Here is an 18,251-nt window from a genome sequence, read left to right as displayed (position 1 = left end):
AGTACCTGGAGGGAGTGTCGCGTGACCGGGAAGAACCTGGTCGGCCCGGAGGCCGACGCGCTCGATCTGGGTGCGGTGTTCCGCGCCCTCGCCGACACACACCGTCGTGCGGTGTTGACTCAGTTGGCCGCCGACCGCAGTGACAAGGAGCGGGGCTGCAACTCGTTCGATCTTCCGATCTCGAAGCAGACCCAGACTCACCACTTCCGCGTCCTGCGCGAGGCAGGTCTCATCGACGAGATCGACTACGGCAACCGCAAGGGCATCCGTCTCCGACGCGCGGACATCGAGAAGAGGTTCCCCGGGCTGCTCGCCCTCCTGGGAGCAGAGCCTCCGGGCGATACCGCACCTCGCTGAGGAGTCAACGCAACTGGTGAATCCTCGGCAGCGGTGGTTCTAGGGCGTCTGCGGGTCTCGCGAAGCCGAAGGCGGGAAAGCCTTCGGCTTCGCGCCCGTCGCGACGAGGGAGCCGACGGACCGCACCGGAAACCAGGTGCGGTCGCGGTGCAGCGCGCACCAGTGATGACAGCGTTGCATGGAGCGTCCCTGGATTCGGCCTGGCCCCGCTCAGCCACGACCTGCCCGCAGAGTTCACCGTGGCGCCGCCGCCTCAGCCGCGTCCCGCCACTGAGCACCGACGCCCCCGCACCTTGCGCGGCAGCAGCTCACGGGCCAGCGTGCGCGTCATCGACCGCAGGGCCGCCTTGCTCGCCGAGTAGACACTGAGCGCGTCCAGCCCCAGGACGTTCACCACCGACGTGGCGAGGACCACGCCGCTGCCCTGGCGCAACAGCGGCGCCAACGCCTCCACCGTGAAATACGGGCCCTTGGCGTTGATGTCGAAGAGCGCGTCGTACATCTCCTCCGTCGTCGCGTCGAACACCGTGTCGCGATCTTCCCTGCCGGTGACCGACGCGCCGCGGTGCGCGAGGACATCGCCCTGGTGCCCGTCGTCGACATCGACCCCTGCGAAGTCGTACTGGTCCGGCGCGCCGACGACCCGAACCCACTGCTCGGATCACTGGAGGACGCCGCACGCACCCTGCTCGGCACACCCTTCCGACGGGATGCCGTGGAACTGCCGGCCAGTTGATCCCCTCGTTCTCCTCTGCCACTTCCTCGGGAACAAACAGAGCCAGGACGAGGAAGCGGCGGGACGCGGCTCTCTCCGGGGGCTTTGTCGCCGCATCGGAACCCGCGGTCTGAACCATTGGCCGTCACCGGTGCACGCGAAGGGTCGGCAACACCGACGTGTGCACCCCTTCCCGGTCCAGGACGCGCTGCGCCAGGCGGCGCACGGCGCACCACCCGGGGTCCCTGCCGAGCGCTTCCGGCGTCCATCGGTCCTTGTTCTCGTGGCCCGACATCTCGTCGAAGATCGAGTTGATCAACCCCAGGTCGGACAGCGCGGCACGGTCGAGGAGCCCCTCCTCCACCAGGCGCTCCGTCATGCGGAAGGCGTGATCGAAATCGAGGGCGATCTCGTCCGTCAAGACTCCGCCCCTTTCCAGCCATTCCGCCTGAGCCGACGCAGGCGCCGCCGCGACCGTCAACGCCTCGATCAGAAGTCGCCGACGAAACGAAGAATTAGTCTCCACAGCGAAACCGTCCCACTCCTCCCCGAGCAAGAAAACGCCTTTTCGACTGCCCCGGCGACTGACCTGAGGCGCTGGACGCCTGGGTCTCCGTACGACAGAGCACCGGCGAGGGCGCTGGGGACTGCCCGAGCGCGGCGGACAGGTCGGGGGCGGACAGGTCGGGAAGAGAAGGCAGCGGGCAGGTCGGCCGGCGCCGGTGGTGCGGTCGCGCCGGGTCGCCTTGCACGGGGATGCGACCGCCTGCCCCGGGCTCGTCATCAATGAGCCGGGTCTTCGGCGACCTCGGGATCTCCGGCGTCCTCTCCGTGCTCGCCGTCCCCGCCGTCCCCGGTCTCGTCCGGCTCCCAGCGCAGCAGGTCGCCAGGCTGGCACCGGAGCGCCTCGCAGAGCGCGGCGAGCGTCGCGAAACGCACGGCCTTGGCGCGGCCGTTCTTGAGTACCGCCAGGTTGGCGGGGGTGATCCCCACGCGGTCCGCGAGCTCGCCCACGGACATCTTCCGCCGGGCCAGCATCACGTCGATGTCGACGGCGATCGGCATCAGATCACCTCGTCCAACTCGGCCTTCATCCGGCCCGCTTCGACATCCCGCGCGACGGCCTGGGCGAGCAGCTGCCGCAACACGAGGACGATGAGCGCGACCCCCAGGATGGCCAGGCCCACCCCGGCCATGATCACGGTGACGCCCGGGTCGGCCCGCTGACCCGGGGCGTTGAGGGCCGTGACCGTGAACCAGACGAGGGCAGCCGCCACGATCGCGCCGATCACGCCGTCCACGTACCGGAAGGCAGCGGGGGAGAACACCGTTCCCCGCCGCACCATCGCCAGCAGCCGCCACACACAGACCCCGGCGACCTGGACCGTCACCATTCCCAGAATCGTGACCAGCCGCAGCGGGGTCAGCGGGAGCGACCCGTCCTCCGGGTCGGTGAACAACGCCCACACCATCAGGACCTGTATCAACACGGTGCCGGCGAGCACCACCACGAGGACGGCGCGTAGCGCACGCACTGCCAGCTTTCCCATGAGCCACCCCTCCGATCGAATTGCGATGGGAATCTATCGAATCTCGATAGGTCGCGCAAGGTCGGGGGCGAGTCCGGCGCTGCTCGGCGCTGCTCGGCTCGGCGCTGCTCGGCTCGGCTCGGCGAAGAAATGGACCGGGAGGGCCCCCTGGGCGGGGGTCGCAGCCGGCTCGCGATGGGTCGTGGCGGCCGTCCGGGCGTCGCCCGGGACGCCTCCGAGGACACGTCCGAGAGGAGCGGAAGGGCCTGTCAGTCCCGGACCGTACGATCACCGCACCACGGCACACTCGCCGTCCGCCACCGCGCGGTCGCCCGCCTTACGGAGGACCTCATGACCGTCCGCGTCACCGACTTCGACCACCTCGTGCTGCGCGTGCGCGACATCGAGCGGTCGCTGGCCTTCTACACCGGCGAACTCGGGCTGGCGCCGGTGCGCGTGGACCGTTGGCGCCAGGGCGAAGTGCCCTTCCCCTCCGTCCGCGTCAGCCCCGGCACGCTCATCGACCTGGTGCGGGACGAGGACGCCGCGGCGGACGGCCCGCCCCGCACCAACGTGGACCACATCTGCCTGGTAGTGGAGCCCGTCGACTGGGACGAGGTCATCGCCTCCGGCCGGTTCACCGTCCTCGACGGCCCCGGCCCCCGCTTCGGCGCCCGCGGCACCGCGCAGTCCCTCTACGTCGAGGACCCGGACGGCAACGTCGTGGAGCTGCGCTGGTACCCGGAGCCCGCCGCCGACTGAACCGCCGGGCCCCGCACCCGCGTCAGCGCCCGCGCCTCACCCGGCGGCGCCGGCCGGTGCCGCCGCGAACCCGCCCCTGCGCTCACGGCAGGCGGCCCGGATGCGCTCGACGTGGCCTCGGACCGACTCCCGGGCCACCGGCCCCGGCGGCGTGGGCTCGGGGGCGCCCCGGCAGTCCCGGCACAGGCCGCCCGGCAGGGCCTGAGGCCGGCCCGGGCGGCCGCACTCGGCGCACTCGGCCCACCACCGGTGAGGCGCCGCCGCCTGTGGCGTGGCGGGGGCGGGCGGCGGTGGCGCCTTGTCGCGCAGCCGACGGCGCAACAGTCCGGCCGGGGCATGCACCTCCTCCGGCAGCCCCGCACTCAGCGCCTGCACCACCTGGGCGGGCGTCATCCCCAGAGCGAGCCACTGCGCCACGCCGTCCTCCAGAGCCGCGCACTCGGCGGCCGAGAGCACCAACCGGTGGTCTCGGTGGCCGAGTTGCACCAGAAGTTCGTAGGCGCGGGAGCGCTGCTCGGGGACGCCGACCACGCGCATGCCGCCGCTCCCACCGCAGGCCGCGTCGGCCGGGGCGGCAGCGGAAGGCGGGCGCCCGCCGCGCCGCTCCGGTCCGTCCGGGGCTCCGCCACCCCCGTCCGCCGCACCACCACCGTCGTCACCGTCACCGCCCCCGGACTCACCGCCACCACCCCCGCCCCCGGCCTCGCCGTCGCCCTCGGGCGCCACGGGAGCGGCCGAGCGCTCGGCGGCGGGAGCTGCCGTCGGGCCGATGACGGTTGGGGGGCCGACGGGGGCGACGGGGCTTACAGGGGCAACGGGGGTGACGACGGTACGCACGGTTGACCCGGGAGCGGGTGACGGTTCCGGGATGGTGGCTGACGTCGGTTGCGGGGCGGTGAGGGCCACCTTGCCCCGGGGCGGTCGGTCGCAGTCGCAGCCGGTGTCGGCCAGGAACGCCGTCCACCAGGCGTCTTCCCGGGCGGTTCGGGAGAAGAACGTGCGGGTCACCAGGCGGGCGTGGCCCTCGCCGACGCCGCCGCGCACCCGGCGCAAGTGCCCGGCCTTCTGGAGGTTGCCCAGTGCCGTCGCCACGGCCTGCTGGCCGTAGCGGTCCTGCGCGGCGTCCAGCGCCTTCACACTCATCAGCGCACCTTCGGGCAAGCGATCGATATATGCCGCCAGATAGCGCTCGCGTTCGGGAAGATGCGCGAAATCGTCCGACCCGCGCGGCTCCTGACCAGGGCAGGAGCGTTTGCCGTACCCCTCGCTGGCCATGGGGTGTGCGGAAGGGGCGGTGTCGGAGCTAGTCTGCGGAGCAGCCACGGGCGAGTCTCTTCCTCGTTCGTCGGTATCCAGCGGAACGGAGGTTTTGGCTCCCCCGCTGGGACGACCCGGCGAGTTCTTCTCGCCGCGTCCTGGCCCCGGCGTATCGGTGTTGGCGCACCGGCCGGGGCCCTTTTCACGTTTGGCGAGAACCTAGAACGCGATCACCCGTCGTGGCAAATCGAGTTCGGAACGTCACAAAACCCTGCTCGCGCGCCTCTAGCGCGCGCCCCGCGCGCCCCCACCTCACCGTGACGGGGGCGGGAGGGAGGGTTCTTTCCCCCACCACCCTTTCCTCAAAGAGAAGGCTCGTATCTCGCCGACCGGATCTCGGATCTGGGGTCTTTTCCGAGGGACTCGGAACTCGGGTGCCGAAAAAAGGCCGGGAAGGTCGGGAAGCCGAAAAGGCAGGGGAGGAGAGGAAGGGAGAAGAAAGCAGAACGCCTCAGACCCTGCGCCACCGCGCCGAAGCGCAGCCTCAGACCCTGCGCCACCGCGCCGAAGCGCAGGAGAACACCCCGAAGAGGGCCAGCCCCACCGCGACGACCGCCAGCAGCCACGGGCCCACCGGGGTCTCCGCGAGGCTGCGCAGTGTGTCGTCCATGCCCTTGGCGTCGGACGGGTCGTACTCGATGCCCGCTCGGACCGCGAAGACGCCCGCCGCCCCGAAGACCATGCCGCGGGCCACGCCCCCGGCCACCCCGCAGGCCACCACCCCAGTGCGCACCCGTCGCGCCATCTCGTACGTCTTGAGGTGCTTGCAGAAGGTGCGCTGCACGGCGCGCACCGCGATGACGACACCGGCGACGGCCACCCCGACCCCGGCGGCGCCCACCAGCCACACCCCGCCCGGCAGTCCGAGGGCCCGGGCCGTGACGTCGCGGGAGGTGCGGTCGCTGCTCGAACTCCCCGCGCCGGTCGCGAAGGAGAGCACGGAGAAGGCGCCGACGCCGTAGAAGACACAGCGGCACAGCGAGACCAGCCGCTTGCCCACGCTTCCACCGTTCGCACCGGAACGCCCGAAGGCCGCCTCCGACAGACGCCACAGCGCCATCCCCGCCAGGCCGAGCCCGATGAGCCAGACCAGCACCAGACCGAACGGCCGGCTCGCGACCTCCTGGAGTGCCCCGCTGCGGTCGGCCTGCCGCCCACTCCCGTCGTCACCGAAGGCGATGCGCAGCGCCAGGAGGCCGACCAGGACGTAGATGACCCCGCGGGCCGCCAGGCCCCAGCGGGCCGCGGCGTCCAGCACGGGGTGACCGGCACCGCGTGCGGTCCGGCGGACCCGTCTTCCCACTGCTGCTGCTTCGACCACGGCTGACCCACCCCTCGGCTCGAATCGGACGGGCGGCCACGAGGCCGCACCGACGCCCTCCGGCGCTTCCGCGAGCGACCGCTGCCGGACAGGCCCGGCCGCGTCCCGCGCTCCCGCACTCGGCTGACGTCGTCCGACCGTCTGCCCCCGCCCGCCCGGCGAAAACGAGCCCGGCCCCCGCGCACCGGCGCTCGCGGGGCGCACCCGAGACCCGGGTCACACCCTCGTCCACCATCCTCCCGAGACCCGAGTCACACCCGCGCCCGTCCCCTGCCCGAGATCCGGACCACGCCGGTCCGCAGGCCGGAAAACCCCCCGCCGCCGCCCCCGTCCGGTCGCGTACGATATTGACGTTCCGTAGAACAAAACCTCACTTTCCGTAGCGACTTGGGAGCAGCCGGCAATGGCTCGACACCTCATCACCAGCGCCCTTCCGTACATCAACGGGATCAAGCACCTGGGCAACATGGTGGGGTCCATGCTCCCGGCGGACGTGTACGCGCGGTACCTGCGCCAGCGGGGCCACGACGTCCTCTACATCTGCGCCACCGATGAGCACGGCACCCCCGCGGAGCTGGCCGCCAAGGAGGCCGGGCAGTCGGTCGAGGAGTTCTGCGCCGCCGCCCACGACGCGCAGAAGGCCATCTACGACGGCTTCTCGCTCGCCTTCGACCACTTCGGCCGCAGCTCCTCGCAGGAGAACGTCGAGCTCACCCAGCACTTCGCGCGGAAGCTGAACGAGAACGGCTTCATCGAGGAGCGGGCGATCCGCCAGGTGTACTCCAACACCGACGAGCGCTTCCTGCCCGACCGCTACATCGTCGGCACCTGTCCGCACTGCGGCTACGACAAGGCCCGCGGTGACCAGTGCGAGAACTGCACCCGCGTCCTGGACCCGACCGACCTGATCGACGCCCGCTCGGCGATCAGCGGCTCCAGCGACCTGGAGGTCCGCGAGACCAAGCACCTCTTCCTCCTGCAGTCCAAGCTCCAGCACGAGGTCGAGGGGTTCATCGACGCGGAGAGCGAGGAGTGGCCGACGCTGGCGTCCTCCATCGCCCGCAAGTGGCTGACCGAGGGCCTCCAGGACCGCGCCATCACCCGCGACCTGGACTGGGGCGTGCCGGTGCCCGCCGACACCTGGCCCGAGCTGGCCGCCGAGGGCAAGGTCTTCTACGTCTGGTTCGACGCGCCCGTCGAGTACATCGGCGCCACCAAGGAGTGGGCGGACGCCGCGGCCGACGGTGAGAGGCGCGACTGGAAGTCCTGGTGGTACCAGGCGGAGAACGTGCGCTACACCGAGTTCATGGCGAAGGACAACGTCCCGTTCCACTCGGTGATGTTCCCCGCCACCCAGCTCGGCACCCGCGAGCCGTGGAAGCGCGTCGACTTCCTCAAGGCCTTCAACTGGCTGAACTACTACGGCGGGAAGTTCTCCACCTCGCAGAAGCGCGGCATCTTCACCGACGCCGCCCTGGAACTGCTGCCCGCCGACTACTGGCGCTACTTCCTGATCGCCAACGCCCCGGAGTCCGACGACACCTCCTTCACCTGGGAGCTGTTCGCCGCCACCGTCAACAAGGACCTCGCCGACGTCCTCGGCAACTTCGTCAACCGCGTGCTCTCCTTCTCCCGCAAGCGGTTCGGCGAGACGGTCCCGGCCGGCGGCGAGCCCGGTGAGGCGGAGGCGAAGCTCGGCGAGGAGGTCGCGCGGCTGCTCGCCGAGTACGAGGGCCACATGGAAGCCGTCCAGTTCCGCAAGGCCGCCGCCTCGCTGCGCGCCCTGTGGAGCGCGGGCAACTCCTACCTGGAGGAGAAGGCGCCCTGGCTGGAGATCAAGACGGACAAGGAGGCCGCGGCGCTCACCCTGCGCACGGCGATGAACCTCATCCACCTGTACGCGGTGGTCTCCGAGCCGTTCGTCCCCGCCTCGGCGAAGGCCATGCGCGCCGCGTTCGCGTTGGCCGACGACACCGCCGCGTGGGTCACGCCCGAGCAGGCCCGCGCCCTGGACACGGTGCCCGCGGGCACCGCCTTCACCGTCCCGCCGGTGCTCTTCGCCAAGATCACCGACGAGGACCTGGAGTCCTACCGGGAGCGCTTCGGCGGCTCCCCGGAGTAGGACTGCCGCACCGCTGAGCACACCGGCGCCCGGACCCACCTCGTGGTCTGAGGGCGTCCGGCGTGAAGGGGCCGGCACACGGCAGGTCCGTGTGCCGGCCCCTTCGCGTGCCGGCCCCGCATCGCCCTGCTGGCGACTTCCCGCCGCGGGGCGGTACCGGCCCGCCTCACCTCACGGGCGGCCCTCCCCGGGAAGCGCCACGTACGCACGCAACCGCCCCCCGCTCAGCCCGGACACCACAGGCAGCGTCACCCGCCGCCAACCGGTGGCCCAGCGTGGCCGACGGCGCGCTTCGGGGACCACGACGGCGACCGGCTGCGACCGGGCAAGGCGGACCAGCCCCGCCCCGGTGATGCTGCCGTCGTGCCCGCCGACCTGCCGCGAGGCGCACCCCGCCCGGTAGGCGATGCGGAGCGCCTGCTCCCCGCTGATCACGCAGGGCGACCGCACCCCCGCCCCGTGCAGCGCCTCCGCGACCTCCGCGATCGCCGTCTGTCCCCGCAGGGTGCGGGCGTCGACCGTCCGTAGGACCCCGAACTGCACGGCCTCGTGCCCGAGCAGCACCGCGATGAGCACCGCCACCGCCCAGGGCCGCACCCGGCCCACCGGGCCCCGGCCGCCCCCGGCCCCCCGAGCCGCCTCCTTGCCCCCGGCGACCGTACGCGTCAGCGCGAACAGCACCCAGGCCGCCGGCAGGACGAGCTGCACGTAAGCGGGGAGCAGGAAGCGGGGCGCGGCGTAGTCCACGGTCAGCAGGTACGGCAGGGCCGCCGCCGTCCCGGCCAGCAGCGCCACCCGCAGCGGACGCGTCCGGTCGAGCACCGGTTCGCCATCCCCCACCGGGAGGAGGCCGGGAGCCTGCGCCCGCCCCCGGCCCGCCGCCGCGACCCACACCGCCGCCGCCACGGTCAGCGCGCCCAGCGCGAACCACCACAGGCCCGTCTCGGGATGGCGCCAGGGCAGGGTGCAGGGGCGGCACAGGATGCTGCCCTGGAGGGCGCGCACCTGGTCGTCGAAGGAGACGTGCCAACCCAGGCCGCCCTGGATCTCGCTGGCCCGGTGCAGCCGGCGCGCCAGGCCCCCGTAGGAGGTGTACGCCTCGACCACCCACTGCGCCCCACCGACCACCAGTCCGCCGAGGACCGCCACCGGGAGTGTCCGGCGCAGGCCGCCCCGGCCCCACCACCACACCGACACCAGCAGCGGGCACGCCAGCCACACCGCGTCCGTCGGCCGCATCAGCGCCGCCACCGCCACGGCCGCCCCCACCCCCAGGGCCTCCCGCCGCCCCGCCCGGCCGCAGGTCACCGCACGTGCCACCCACCCGGTCGCGGCGAGACCCGCGAAGGCCACCCACAGGTTGGGCATGACCTGCGGCCCGTAGAACAGCGTCGGCCACAACCCCGCGAACAGCGCCCCGGCCAGGACGAGGACGGGCGTCGGCAGCAGTCCGCGCCACAGCCACAGCCCCAGCACCAGCGCGGCGGCCGACAGCAGCGCCAGGCAGCTGTGGAGGACGACGGGCGAGGAGGTGACCGCCAGGACGGGGGCGACCAGGAAGGTGACGCCCCGGGCGCGCGGCGCGCTGAAGAAGGCGGCCGGGACACGGGGGTCGACCTGGCTGACGTACACCGTCTCGTCCCAGCCCAGCCACCGCCCGGGCACCACGAGCAGGAGCTGGACGAGGGCGAAGGCGGCGGCCACTGCGGCAAGGGGCAGCAACGGCGAGCGGACCGGTCGCGGCGGGCCGCCCGGCGCGGGGGGAGCGTCGGGTGCGGGCGGCTCCGGTGCGATGGCGGGCTGGTTCTGCTGCATGGCGCCACGCTGGGGCAGCGGGGCGGCCCGGGGCCGTCAGCGAGGCCGGGAAGGAGTCCGTACGGGCGGCCAGGTGGCCCCGCGCGGAGCACATCGGGCTGGTGGTCCTATCAGCCGATCACCGAGACGCGCACCCGGGGCCGCGGGCCCTCGCCCGTCCCACGCAGCCACCCCGCACACGCGCGACCGCGCCGGGCGGCGGCCCGGCGCGGTCGTGTGTGCTCGTGTCCGTGTCCGTCCGTGGTGCCGGTGGCACCACTCGCGGCGGTGGCCCTACTTCGCCTGCGGCGGCTTGCGGAGCGAGAGGTGCAGCTCCTTCAGCCGCGACTCCTCGACCTCGCTGGGGGCGCCCATCAGCAGGTCCTGGGCGTTGCCGTTGAGCGGGAAGGCGATGGTCTCGCGGATGTTGGGCTCGTCCGCCAGCAGCATGACGATGCGGTCCACGCCCGGGGCGATGCCACCGTGCGGCGGGGCGCCGAACTTGAACGCCCGCAGCATGCCGCCGAACTCCGCCTCCACCGTCGCCCGGTCGTAGCCGGCGATCTCGAACGCCCGGTACATCACGTCCGGCTCGTGGTTCCGGATGGCGCCGGAGGACAGCTCCACGCCGTTGCAGACGATGTCGTACTGCCAGGCCAGGATGTCCAGCGGGTCCATGGTGTTCAGCGCCTCCAGGCCGCCCTGCGGCATGGAGAACGGGTTGTGCGAGAACTCGATCTTCCCGGTGTCCTCGTCCTTCTCGAACATCGGGAAGTCGACGATCCAGCAGAAGCGGAAGACGTTCTCCTCGAAGTGGCCGGTACGGCGGGCCGCCTCGACCCGGACCGCGCCCATGATCTTGGAGACCTCGTCGTACTCGCCCGCGCCGAAGAACACCGCGTGGCCCGGCTTGAGGCCGAGGGAGTCGGTGAGGGTGGCGACGTTCTCCTCGGTGAGGAACTTCGCGATCGGGCCGGAGAGCGCGCCCTCCTCGCCGACGCGGACCCAGGCCAGGCCCTTGGCGCCCTGCTCGGAGGCGAACTCGCCCATCTGGTCGAAGAACTTGCGGGGCTGGCCCGCCACGTCCGGCACCGGCAGGGCGCGGACGTGCTTGCCGGCGAAGGCCTTGAAGCCGGAGTCGGCGAACACCTCGGTGACGTCGACCAGTTCGAGCTGCGCCCGCAGGTCGGGCTTGTCGGAGCCGTACTTCTCCATCGCCTCGCGGAACGGGATGCGCGGGAACGGCGAGGTGACGTGGCGGCCGCCGCCGAACTCCGTGAAGAGCTCGGTCATCAGCTTCTCGACGGGGCCGAAGACGTCCTCCTGCTCGACGAAGGACATCTCGATGTCGAGCTGGTAGAACTCGCCCGGGGAACGGTCGGCGCGGGCGTCCTCGTCGCGGAAGCAGGGCGCGATCTGGAAGTAGCGGTCGAAGCCCGCGATCATCAGCAGCTGCTTGAACTGCTGCGGCGCCTGCGGCAGGGCGTAGAACTTGCCGGCGTGGAGGCGGGAGGGCACCAGGAAGTCGCGGGCGCCCTCGGGGGAGGTCGCCGAGAGGATCGGGGTGGCCATCTCGTTGAAGCCCAGCGCCGTCATCTTCTGACGCATCGCGGAGATCACCGCGGTGCGCAGCATGATGTTGCGGTGCATGCGCTCGCGCCGCAGGTCCAGGAAGCGGTACTCCAGGCGCCGCTCCTCGTTGACGCCGTCCTCCTGGTTGATGGTGAACGGGATCTGGTCGGCGGCGCCGAGCACCTCGACGTCGGTGACCTCGATCTCGATCTCACCGGTGGGCAGGTCCGGGTTGACGTTCTCGGCGCCACGGTTCCGGACCCGGCCGTCGATGCGGACGACGGACTCCTTGGTCAGCGAGGAGAGCTGCTCGTTGGCCTCGGTGCCGGGACGGGCGACGAGCTGCACCAGACCGTAGTGGTCGCGCAGATCGAGGAAGAGGATGCCGCCCAGGTCACGTCGATTGTGCAGCCAGCCGCTCAGGCGGACGTCCGTGTCGACGTCCGTGGCCCGAAGCTCACCGCAGGTGTGGGACCGGTACCGATGCATCGCTCATCCAAGTCGTCGCGAGTCGAGGCGGGGGCCGCCGGAGGCGTCGTCCGGTCCGGGCTCCCCGGTATTGCGTAACCGCTTCAGGTTACCGGTAGCCCCACGGCCCCTGCCGGGCATATACCTGACAGGCCGGACACCCCCCGGGACGGCACGGGTGTCCGCCGGACCACGCCGCCGGGCCGCGGCCCCGGGCCCTTGCCTGCCCGGGCCTGCCGCGCCCACGGGCCCTCGCGTGTCGCCGCCTGCCGCCCGCACCGCCTCCCCGCACCCGGCGTCCGGACCCCCGGGCGGGGTCCCCACCGACTGGTGAGCCCCCGGCGAATCCCCATAAAGTGGTGCAATGCGCACCGAGGAGCTCCTGGCCGGCCTGGCCACCGGGCTGTGGCGCTGGGACCGGGTCGCCGGCCGGCTCCACCTCGACGCCGAGGCGGCCCGGCTGTTCGGCCTGCCCCCCGAGCCCACCGCGGTCAGCGACGCGGTGGCCCGCGCCCGCTTCCACCCTGTGGACTTCGCCCAGGTCAACGGCTCGCTCGGCGACTCCCTGCTGGACCGGCCGGCCGAGGTGCGGCTGCGCATCGTCGACGAGCGGGGCGCCGTCCGCCGGGTGATCCGTTCCCGGTTCTTCGCCGTCTCCCGGCCCGAGGGCCCGGCGGACCTGCACGGCATGTCCCAGGAGGTCCCCGAGACGGAGACGGGCCCCGAGAGCTCCTTCTCCCCGGCCGTCGGCGACTGGCGCCGCTCCCGCGAGGCCTTCCTGCTGGACGCCGGCCGCGAGCTGGCCGAGGCGCGCTCCACCCAGGACGTGCTGCGGGTGGCGGCCGGCCTGTCGTTGCCGGGGTTCACCCCCGAGGGGCTGGTGGTCTTCGGCCCGGAGGGCGGCCGGCTCAGGACGATCGGCTGGCACGGCTACACCAAGGAGGACAAGCGGGCCTTCATGGACCTCCCGCTCGACTCGGAGTACCCGGCCGCCGAGGTGATGCGCACCGGTCGGCCCCTCTACCTCGCGTCGCCGCAGGAGTACCAGAGCCACTACCCGACCATCTGGCCGATGATCTCCCACTTCGACCGGAACTCCTGGGCCTACCTGCCGCTGGTCCACCGCGGTGCCGTGATCGGCGTGTGGATGGCCGCCTTCCGCCACCCGGTCTCCTTCACCCCCGACGAGCGCTCCGTGCTGACGACCGTGGCCCGCATGATGGCGGCGGCTCTCGCCCGCGCCGGCGAGCAGGAGTCCCAGTACGAGCTGAGCATGGGCCTGCAGCGCAGCATGATGCCCGCCGTCCGCCAGGACCTGCCGGGCCTGCGCCTGGCCGCCCGCTACGTGCCCACCGGCGGCGGGCTGGAGATCGGCGGCGACTGGTACGACGTGATCGCCCTGCCCTCGGGGCGCACCGCGCTGGTCATCGGCGACGTCCAGGGCCACGACGTGCGGGCCGCCGGGATCATGGGGCAGCTCCGGATCGCGTTGCGGGCCTACGCGGCCGAGGGGCACCCGCCGGACGCCGTCCTCACCCGTGCCTCGCACTTCCTCAGCGACATCAACGACACCGGCTTCGGCCGCTCCGACCCGCGCTTCGCGACCTGCCTGTACGCGGAGGTCGACGCCCGGGACGGCCTCCTGCACATCGCCCGGGCCGGCCACCCCGACCCGCTGGTGCGCATGGTCGACGGCACCCTGCTGGCCCGCCCCACCGCCGGCGGCCTGCCGCTGGGCCTCATGGCGGACGCCGACTACCCCGTCACCCGTCTGGGGCTGGAGCCCGGCGAGACGCTGCTGATGTGTACCGACGGGCTCCTGGAGACCGGGGGGCACGACATGGACAGCGGCTGGGCCCGCCTGCGCCGCGCCATCGAGGGGTTCGACGCCTCGCGCGCCGGACCCGGGGCCGCCGAGCCCGTCCCCACCGAGTTCTCCCCCGACCGGGCCGGCACGCCGGACGGAGCCGCCGGAGATCTCGACGCCCTCGCCGACGCACTGGTCGACGCCGTCATCGGCCCCGCCTCGCACCGGGGCACCGGCCCGCTCGCGGCCCACCGCGAGGACGACGTGGCGCTCGTGCTGCTCGCCCGCGAGGGGCAGCGCTGGCCCGAGGACATGGCCTCCGGCCTGCGGGGGAGGCAGCCGTCCCGCCGAGCGGTGATGACGGTCGCGCAGACCGAGCCGGACCGGATCGCGGCCGCCCGGCGCCAGCTCCGCGACATGCTCCACGACTGGGCCGACCGGGACCAGGTCGACTCCGCCCAGCTGATGGTCTCCGAGGTCATCACCAACGTCCTCACCCACACCGACGCCGACGCCCTCCTCGTCGCGGAGATCTCCGGACCCTGCGGCCGCCGCAGGCTCCGCGTGGACGTCGCCGACGCCAGCGAGGAGCTGCCGCACCGCCGCTCACCCGGCGAGCTCGCCTCCTCCGGGCGCGGCCTGGTCCTGCTGGAGTCGATGGCGGGCGCCTGGGGCGTCGACCCCCGCGGCGCGGGCAAGTCCACCTGGTTCGAGCTGTACGAGGACGCCCCGGCACCGGCGACCGCGCCGTCCTCCACGGCCGGCGGGACGGCGGCCCTGGAGGAGGCCCCGGGCTGGGCGGACGCCGAACCGCTGTGAGACGGGCGGCCGGCGACCTGCTCTGACCGGTGACCTGCTCCGAGGGGGCGGCCGACGGGAAGCCAGGGGGAGAGCGACGGGCGTGCGGGGACGGACGGTGGTCCGGGCCGGTGGTCCGGGCCGGTGACCGGGGGCCGGTGACGCGGGGCCGGTGTGCTGCGGCGTGCGCCGGGCAGCCTGAGGCCTCAGCGGCCGGGCCCACCCGTCCCGCCCGTACCACCGGTCCCGCCGGTCCCGTTGGTCCCGTCGTCCTCGTCGCGGTCGCCGCTCCCGCCCTCGGCCTCGCCCGCTGACGGGGACGGTTCCTCGGGGCCCACGGCCGCCCGCCGCAGTTCGTAGAGGACCCCGGTGCCGGCCGCCGTCAGCGGCACCGCGAGCAGCATGCCGACGATGCCCGCCACGCTCGCGCCCGCCGCGATCGCCAGCAGGATGACGGCCGGGTGCATCTGGACCGTCCGGCTCTGGATGAGCGGCTGGAGGATGTGGCCCTCCAGCATCTGCACGGCCACCACGACGCCCAGCGTCCACAGCGCGACGGCGAACCCGCGGTCGGCCAGCGCCACCAGGACGGCGAGGGTGCCGGAGACGAACGCGCCCAGGTAGGGGAGGTACGCCCCGACGAAGACCAGCGCCCCCAGCCCGAGCGCCCCGGGCACCCGCAGCACCACCAGCCCCACCGCGATGCACACGGCGTCGATGAGGGCGATCAGGGTCGTGCCGCGCATGAAGCCCTCGATCGCCTGGAAGCCGCGGTGCGCCATCCGCTCCAGGTAGGGCGCGGCGTTGCGCGGCGCCCACTGGTGGAGGACCGCGGTGAACCGGGGCGCGTCGCGCAGGAAGAAGAAGGTCAGCAGCAGCGCCAGGACGGCCGCGCCCACCGACTGGGCCACGACGCTCACCCCGGTCAGCACCCCGGAGGCGGCCGTGGAGCCGAACTTCGCCAGCAGTTGCCGGGCGTGCGCCGCCAGATCGTCCAGCGAGGCGTTGGCCACGCCGAGGTGGCGGGCCACGTCCTCGATCGAACGCCGCAGCGAGGTGAGGATCTGGGCACCGCTGTCCGCCAGTGCGCTCCCGACGACGTACCCGGCCCCGCCGACCACCACGACCAGGAGGGCGCAGGTGAGCCCGGCGGCCAGGGAGCGGTTCAGGTGCAGCCCGGCCAGCCTGCGGTAGACCGGGTGCAGCAGGCCGGTGGCGAGCAGCGCGAGCAGGACGGGGGTCACGGCGGTCCGCAGCTCCACACAGAGCCAGACCGCCACCGCCCCGACAGCCGCGACCAGCAGCGCCACCCCGCACCAGGCAGCGGTTCTGCGGGCCGCCGCAGGCAGCAGGGCCGCACCGGGGGAGCCGGTCGCCGGAGCGGTGGGCTTGGCACGCATCCGGCCAGTGCACCACGGGTCTCCGGGCCCGCCGGGCATCGACCCGCACCGGCCGCCGATGCCCCCCGACCGGCCGCGGGTGCCGCCCGACCGGCCGCGGGGCGGAACCGGAGCGCCGCGGGGGCAGGGCCGGACGGGCGGGTCGACGGGGCAGGAGGGGCACGGGGGAGGACGGGGCGAGGGGGCAGGGCGGGCGGGACGGCCTGCGCGCCCGTGCCGCCGGTGGGGTGCTACAGGCCGCCCTCGGTCATCCCGTGCACGGCCGGGACCGTGCCCAGCCGGCCCTTCTGGAAGTCCTCGAACGCCTGCTGGAGCTCTTCCCTGCTGTTCATGACGAACGGGCCGTAGTGGGCCATCGGCTCCCGGATCGGCTGCCCGCCGAGGAGGACGACCTCCAGGTCCGGCGTGTGTGCGTCCTGCTTCTCGTCCGCGCGGACGGTCAGCGAGTCGCCGGCGCCGAAGACCGCCGTCTGCCCCAGGTGGATCGGGCGCCGCTCGGCACCCACCGACCCGCGCCCGGCCATCACGTACGCCAGGCCGTTGAACTCCTCCCGCCACGGCAGGGTGACCTCCGCGCCGGGCGCCACCGTCGCGTGGACCATCGTGATCGGCGTGTGCGTGATGCCCGGGCCCTCGTGGCCGCCCAGCTCGCCGGCGATGACGCGCAGCAGGGCGCCGCCGTCGGGCGAGGTGAGCAACTGGACGGAGCCGCTGCGGATGTCCTGGTAGCGCGGGGCCATCATCTTGTCCCGGGCCGGGAGGTTCACCCACAGCTGGAGCCCGTGGAAGAGCCCGCCGGAGACGACCAGTTGCTCCGGCGGCGCCTCGATGTGCAGCAGGCCGGAGCCCGCCGTCATCCACTGGGTGTCGCCGTTGGTGATGGTGCCGCCACCGCCGTTGGAGTCCTGGTGGTCGAAGATCCCGTCGATGATGTAGGTGACGGTCTCGAAGCCGCGGTGCGGGTGCCAGGGCGTCCCCTTCGGCTCGCCGGGCGCGTACTCCACCTCGCCCATCTGGTCCATCATGATGAACGGGTCCAGGTGCCGGTAGGCGATGCCGGCGAAGGCCCGGCGCACGGGGAAGCCCTCGCCCTCGAAGCCGGCGGGTGCGGTGGTCACGGTCAGGACGGGCCGCTGCCGCGCCGCGGCGGGCGCGGCCACTCGGGGCAGGGTCAACGGGTTCTCAACGGTCACAGCGGGCATGACGGCCTCCTCGGTCGCTCGCCATCAATTTAGTTGAATGGTGAACCACTCGCAAGGCGCCCTCATTCCCGGGACGTCGGCACGGGCGCCCCGGACAGCACGAAGCCGCCCACGAGGGGCGGCTGGGGACGGGGCGGAGGGGAGGCGGACCGGGTGAGGGCGTGACCGTGGACGGGACCGTCACCCCCGGCCGGCACGGGCCGGGATGCAGCCTGCCGGCGGGCTCAGCCGTACATCGTCCGCATGGCGTAGTCGACCATCTGCTCCACGGCCTGCGCGTCGAAGACCATGCGGTGCTCGCCGTCCATGTCCAGGACGAAGCCGTAGCCGGTGGGCAGCAGGTCGAGGACCTCGGCCCCCGTGATCACGAAGTACTTGGAGTCCTTGCCGGCGTACCGACGCAGCTCCTTGAGCGAGGTGAACATCGGGATGACCGGCTGCTGGGTGTTGTGCAGCGCCAGGAAACCGGGGGTGTCACCGCGCGGGCAGTAGACGCGCGAGGTCGAGAAGATGCCCTGGAAGTCCTCGGCGGACATCGAGCCGGTGGTGAAGGCCCGTACGGCGTCGGCCAGCGAGGGCGGGGACGGCTCCGGGTACAGCGGCGGCTGGGCGCCGTAACCGCCCTGGGCCGGGGGCTGCTGCGGCGGGGGTGGCGCGCCGTATCCCTGCCCCGCGCCCGCGTGGGAGTCGTAGCCGTACATGGATCACAGAGTAGTCAACTCGCCGCCCCGCGGGGCCCACGGTCCGCACCCCAGGGCGGCGCCGGGCAGCGGAAACACCACTTTCCGGACAGCCGGGCCACCCCTTCCGGCCACCGCGCGGCCGACCGGGCCCGGCGACCACCCCGGGCCCGGCCCCCGGCACCCGTCACCCGGGCTCTGCCCCACGCCCCGCCCGAGACGATCCGCTCACACCCCGGGGGCAAGGGTTGCTTCTTATTACCGACGGGTAGCATCATGAACGACAGCTACTGCTACTTCCCGGTACCGGGTCGGCAGGACTGACGGGACCGACAGCCGCACCACCGGCAGGCCGGCACCACGCCTGTCCTTCGTCCAACCCCCTCTTCCTCGTCTCCCCTCGGATC

At 73.0% G+C, this 18,251-nt stretch carries 15 protein-coding genes and 1 pseudogene; 5 read left to right on the top strand and 11 right to left on the bottom strand.

Annotation, left to right across the window (positions count from 1 at the left end; translation table 11 throughout):
* Nucleotides 1-21: 21 nt before the first annotated feature.
* Nucleotides 22-357, top strand: a complete 336-nt coding sequence (locus ACFV3R_RS02215) for an ArsR/SmtB family transcription factor (RefSeq protein ID WP_385573816.1) — start codon at nt 22-24, stop codon at nt 355-357.
* 286 nt (nt 358-643) lie between these two features.
* Here ACFV3R_RS02215 and ACFV3R_RS02210 read toward each other — a convergent pair.
* Nucleotides 644-880: pseudogene (locus tag ACFV3R_RS02210) on the bottom strand (SDR family oxidoreductase); the annotation flags it as partial.
* 42 nt (nt 881-922) lie between these two features.
* Here ACFV3R_RS02210 and ACFV3R_RS02205 point away from each other — a divergent pair.
* A complete protein-coding gene (locus tag ACFV3R_RS02205; RefSeq protein WP_385573812.1) occupies nt 923-1,093 on the top strand; it encodes a hypothetical protein in 171 nt (56 codons plus the stop codon).
* 124 nt (nt 1,094-1,217) lie between these two features.
* On the opposite strand, the gene ACFV3R_RS02200 is transcribed toward ACFV3R_RS02205, so the two are convergent.
* The 3 genes from ACFV3R_RS02200 to ACFV3R_RS02190 form a co-directional block, all read right to left on the bottom strand.
* On the bottom strand, nt 1,218-1,493 hold the full coding sequence (locus ACFV3R_RS02200; RefSeq protein WP_385573808.1) for a hypothetical protein: 276 nt from the start codon (nt 1,491-1,493) through the stop codon (nt 1,218-1,220).
* Nucleotides 1,494-1,855: 362 nt separating this feature from the next.
* Nucleotides 1,856-2,137 (bottom strand): helix-turn-helix domain-containing protein, encoded by a 282-nt coding sequence (locus ACFV3R_RS02195; RefSeq protein WP_385573805.1) that lies wholly within the window; start codon nt 2,135-2,137, stop codon nt 1,856-1,858.
* Nucleotides 2,137-2,622: a DUF2975 domain-containing protein gene (locus ACFV3R_RS02190; RefSeq protein ID WP_385573802.1), complete on the bottom strand. Its 486-nt coding sequence runs from the start codon at nt 2,620-2,622 to the stop codon at nt 2,137-2,139. Before ACFV3R_RS02190 ends, ACFV3R_RS02195 begins: the two co-directional genes overlap by 1 nt.
* 330 nt (nt 2,623-2,952) lie before the next feature.
* Between ACFV3R_RS02190 and ACFV3R_RS02185 the strand changes: the two genes are divergently transcribed.
* Nucleotides 2,953-3,363, top strand: a complete 411-nt coding sequence (locus tag ACFV3R_RS02185; RefSeq protein ID WP_385573798.1) for a VOC family protein — start codon at nt 2,953-2,955, stop codon at nt 3,361-3,363.
* A gap of 36 nt (nt 3,364-3,399) precedes the next feature.
* Here ACFV3R_RS02185 and ACFV3R_RS02180 read toward each other — a convergent pair whose 3' ends face one another.
* Nucleotides 3,400-4,506 (bottom strand): MarR family transcriptional regulator, encoded by a 1,107-nt coding sequence (locus tag ACFV3R_RS02180; protein WP_385573793.1) that lies wholly within the window; start codon nt 4,504-4,506, stop codon nt 3,400-3,402.
* Between the two features lie 658 nt (nt 4,507-5,164).
* Nucleotides 5,165-6,001 carry a DUF1206 domain-containing protein gene (locus tag ACFV3R_RS02175; protein WP_385573790.1) on the bottom strand — a complete coding sequence of 279 codons (837 nt, stop codon included), beginning with the start codon at nt 5,999-6,001 and terminating at the stop codon, nt 5,165-5,167.
* Nucleotides 6,002-6,404: 403 nt separating this feature from the next.
* Between ACFV3R_RS02175 and metG the strand changes: the two genes are divergently transcribed.
* Nucleotides 6,405-8,123 (top strand): methionine--tRNA ligase, encoded by a 1,719-nt coding sequence (metG, locus tag ACFV3R_RS02170; protein WP_385573787.1) that lies wholly within the window; start codon nt 6,405-6,407, stop codon nt 8,121-8,123.
* Between the two features lie 171 nt (nt 8,124-8,294).
* Here metG and ACFV3R_RS02165 read toward each other — a convergent pair whose 3' ends face one another.
* Entirely contained in the window at nt 8,295-9,938 is a 1,644-nt protein-coding gene (locus tag ACFV3R_RS02165; protein WP_385573783.1) for a hypothetical protein, read from the bottom strand.
* A 273-nt stretch (nt 9,939-10,211) separates the two neighbouring features.
* Entirely contained in the window at nt 10,212-11,978 is a 1,767-nt protein-coding gene (gene aspS / locus ACFV3R_RS02160) for an aspartate--tRNA ligase (protein WP_385573778.1), read from the bottom strand.
* A gap of 343 nt (nt 11,979-12,321) precedes the next feature.
* On the opposite strand from aspS, the gene ACFV3R_RS02155 reads away from it, so the two are divergent.
* Entirely contained in the window at nt 12,322-14,583 is a 2,262-nt protein-coding gene (locus ACFV3R_RS02155; RefSeq protein WP_385573775.1) for a SpoIIE family protein phosphatase, read from the top strand.
* A 185-nt stretch (nt 14,584-14,768) separates the two neighbouring features.
* On the opposite strand, the gene ACFV3R_RS02150 is transcribed toward ACFV3R_RS02155, so the two are convergent.
* The 3 genes from ACFV3R_RS02150 to ACFV3R_RS02140 form a co-directional block, all read right to left on the bottom strand.
* Nucleotides 14,769-15,962: an AI-2E family transporter gene (locus ACFV3R_RS02150; protein WP_385573772.1), complete on the bottom strand. Its 1,194-nt coding sequence runs from the start codon at nt 15,960-15,962 to the stop codon at nt 14,769-14,771.
* Nucleotides 15,963-16,192: 230 nt separating this feature from the next.
* Nucleotides 16,193-17,164: a pirin family protein gene (locus tag ACFV3R_RS02145; protein ID WP_385573768.1), complete on the bottom strand. Its 972-nt coding sequence runs from the start codon at nt 17,162-17,164 to the stop codon at nt 16,193-16,195.
* Nucleotides 17,165-17,388: 224 nt separating this feature from the next.
* On the bottom strand, nt 17,389-17,865 hold the full coding sequence (locus tag ACFV3R_RS02140) for an SseB family protein (RefSeq protein ID WP_385573764.1): 477 nt from the start codon (nt 17,863-17,865) through the stop codon (nt 17,389-17,391).
* Nucleotides 17,866-18,251 lie beyond the last annotated feature (386 nt).

This window comes from Streptomyces sp. NPDC059740, from assembly GCF_042733155.1.
Lineage (GTDB): Bacteria > Actinomycetota > Actinomycetes > Streptomycetales > Streptomycetaceae > Streptomyces.
This window is presented reverse-complemented; position numbering and strand designations above follow the sequence as displayed.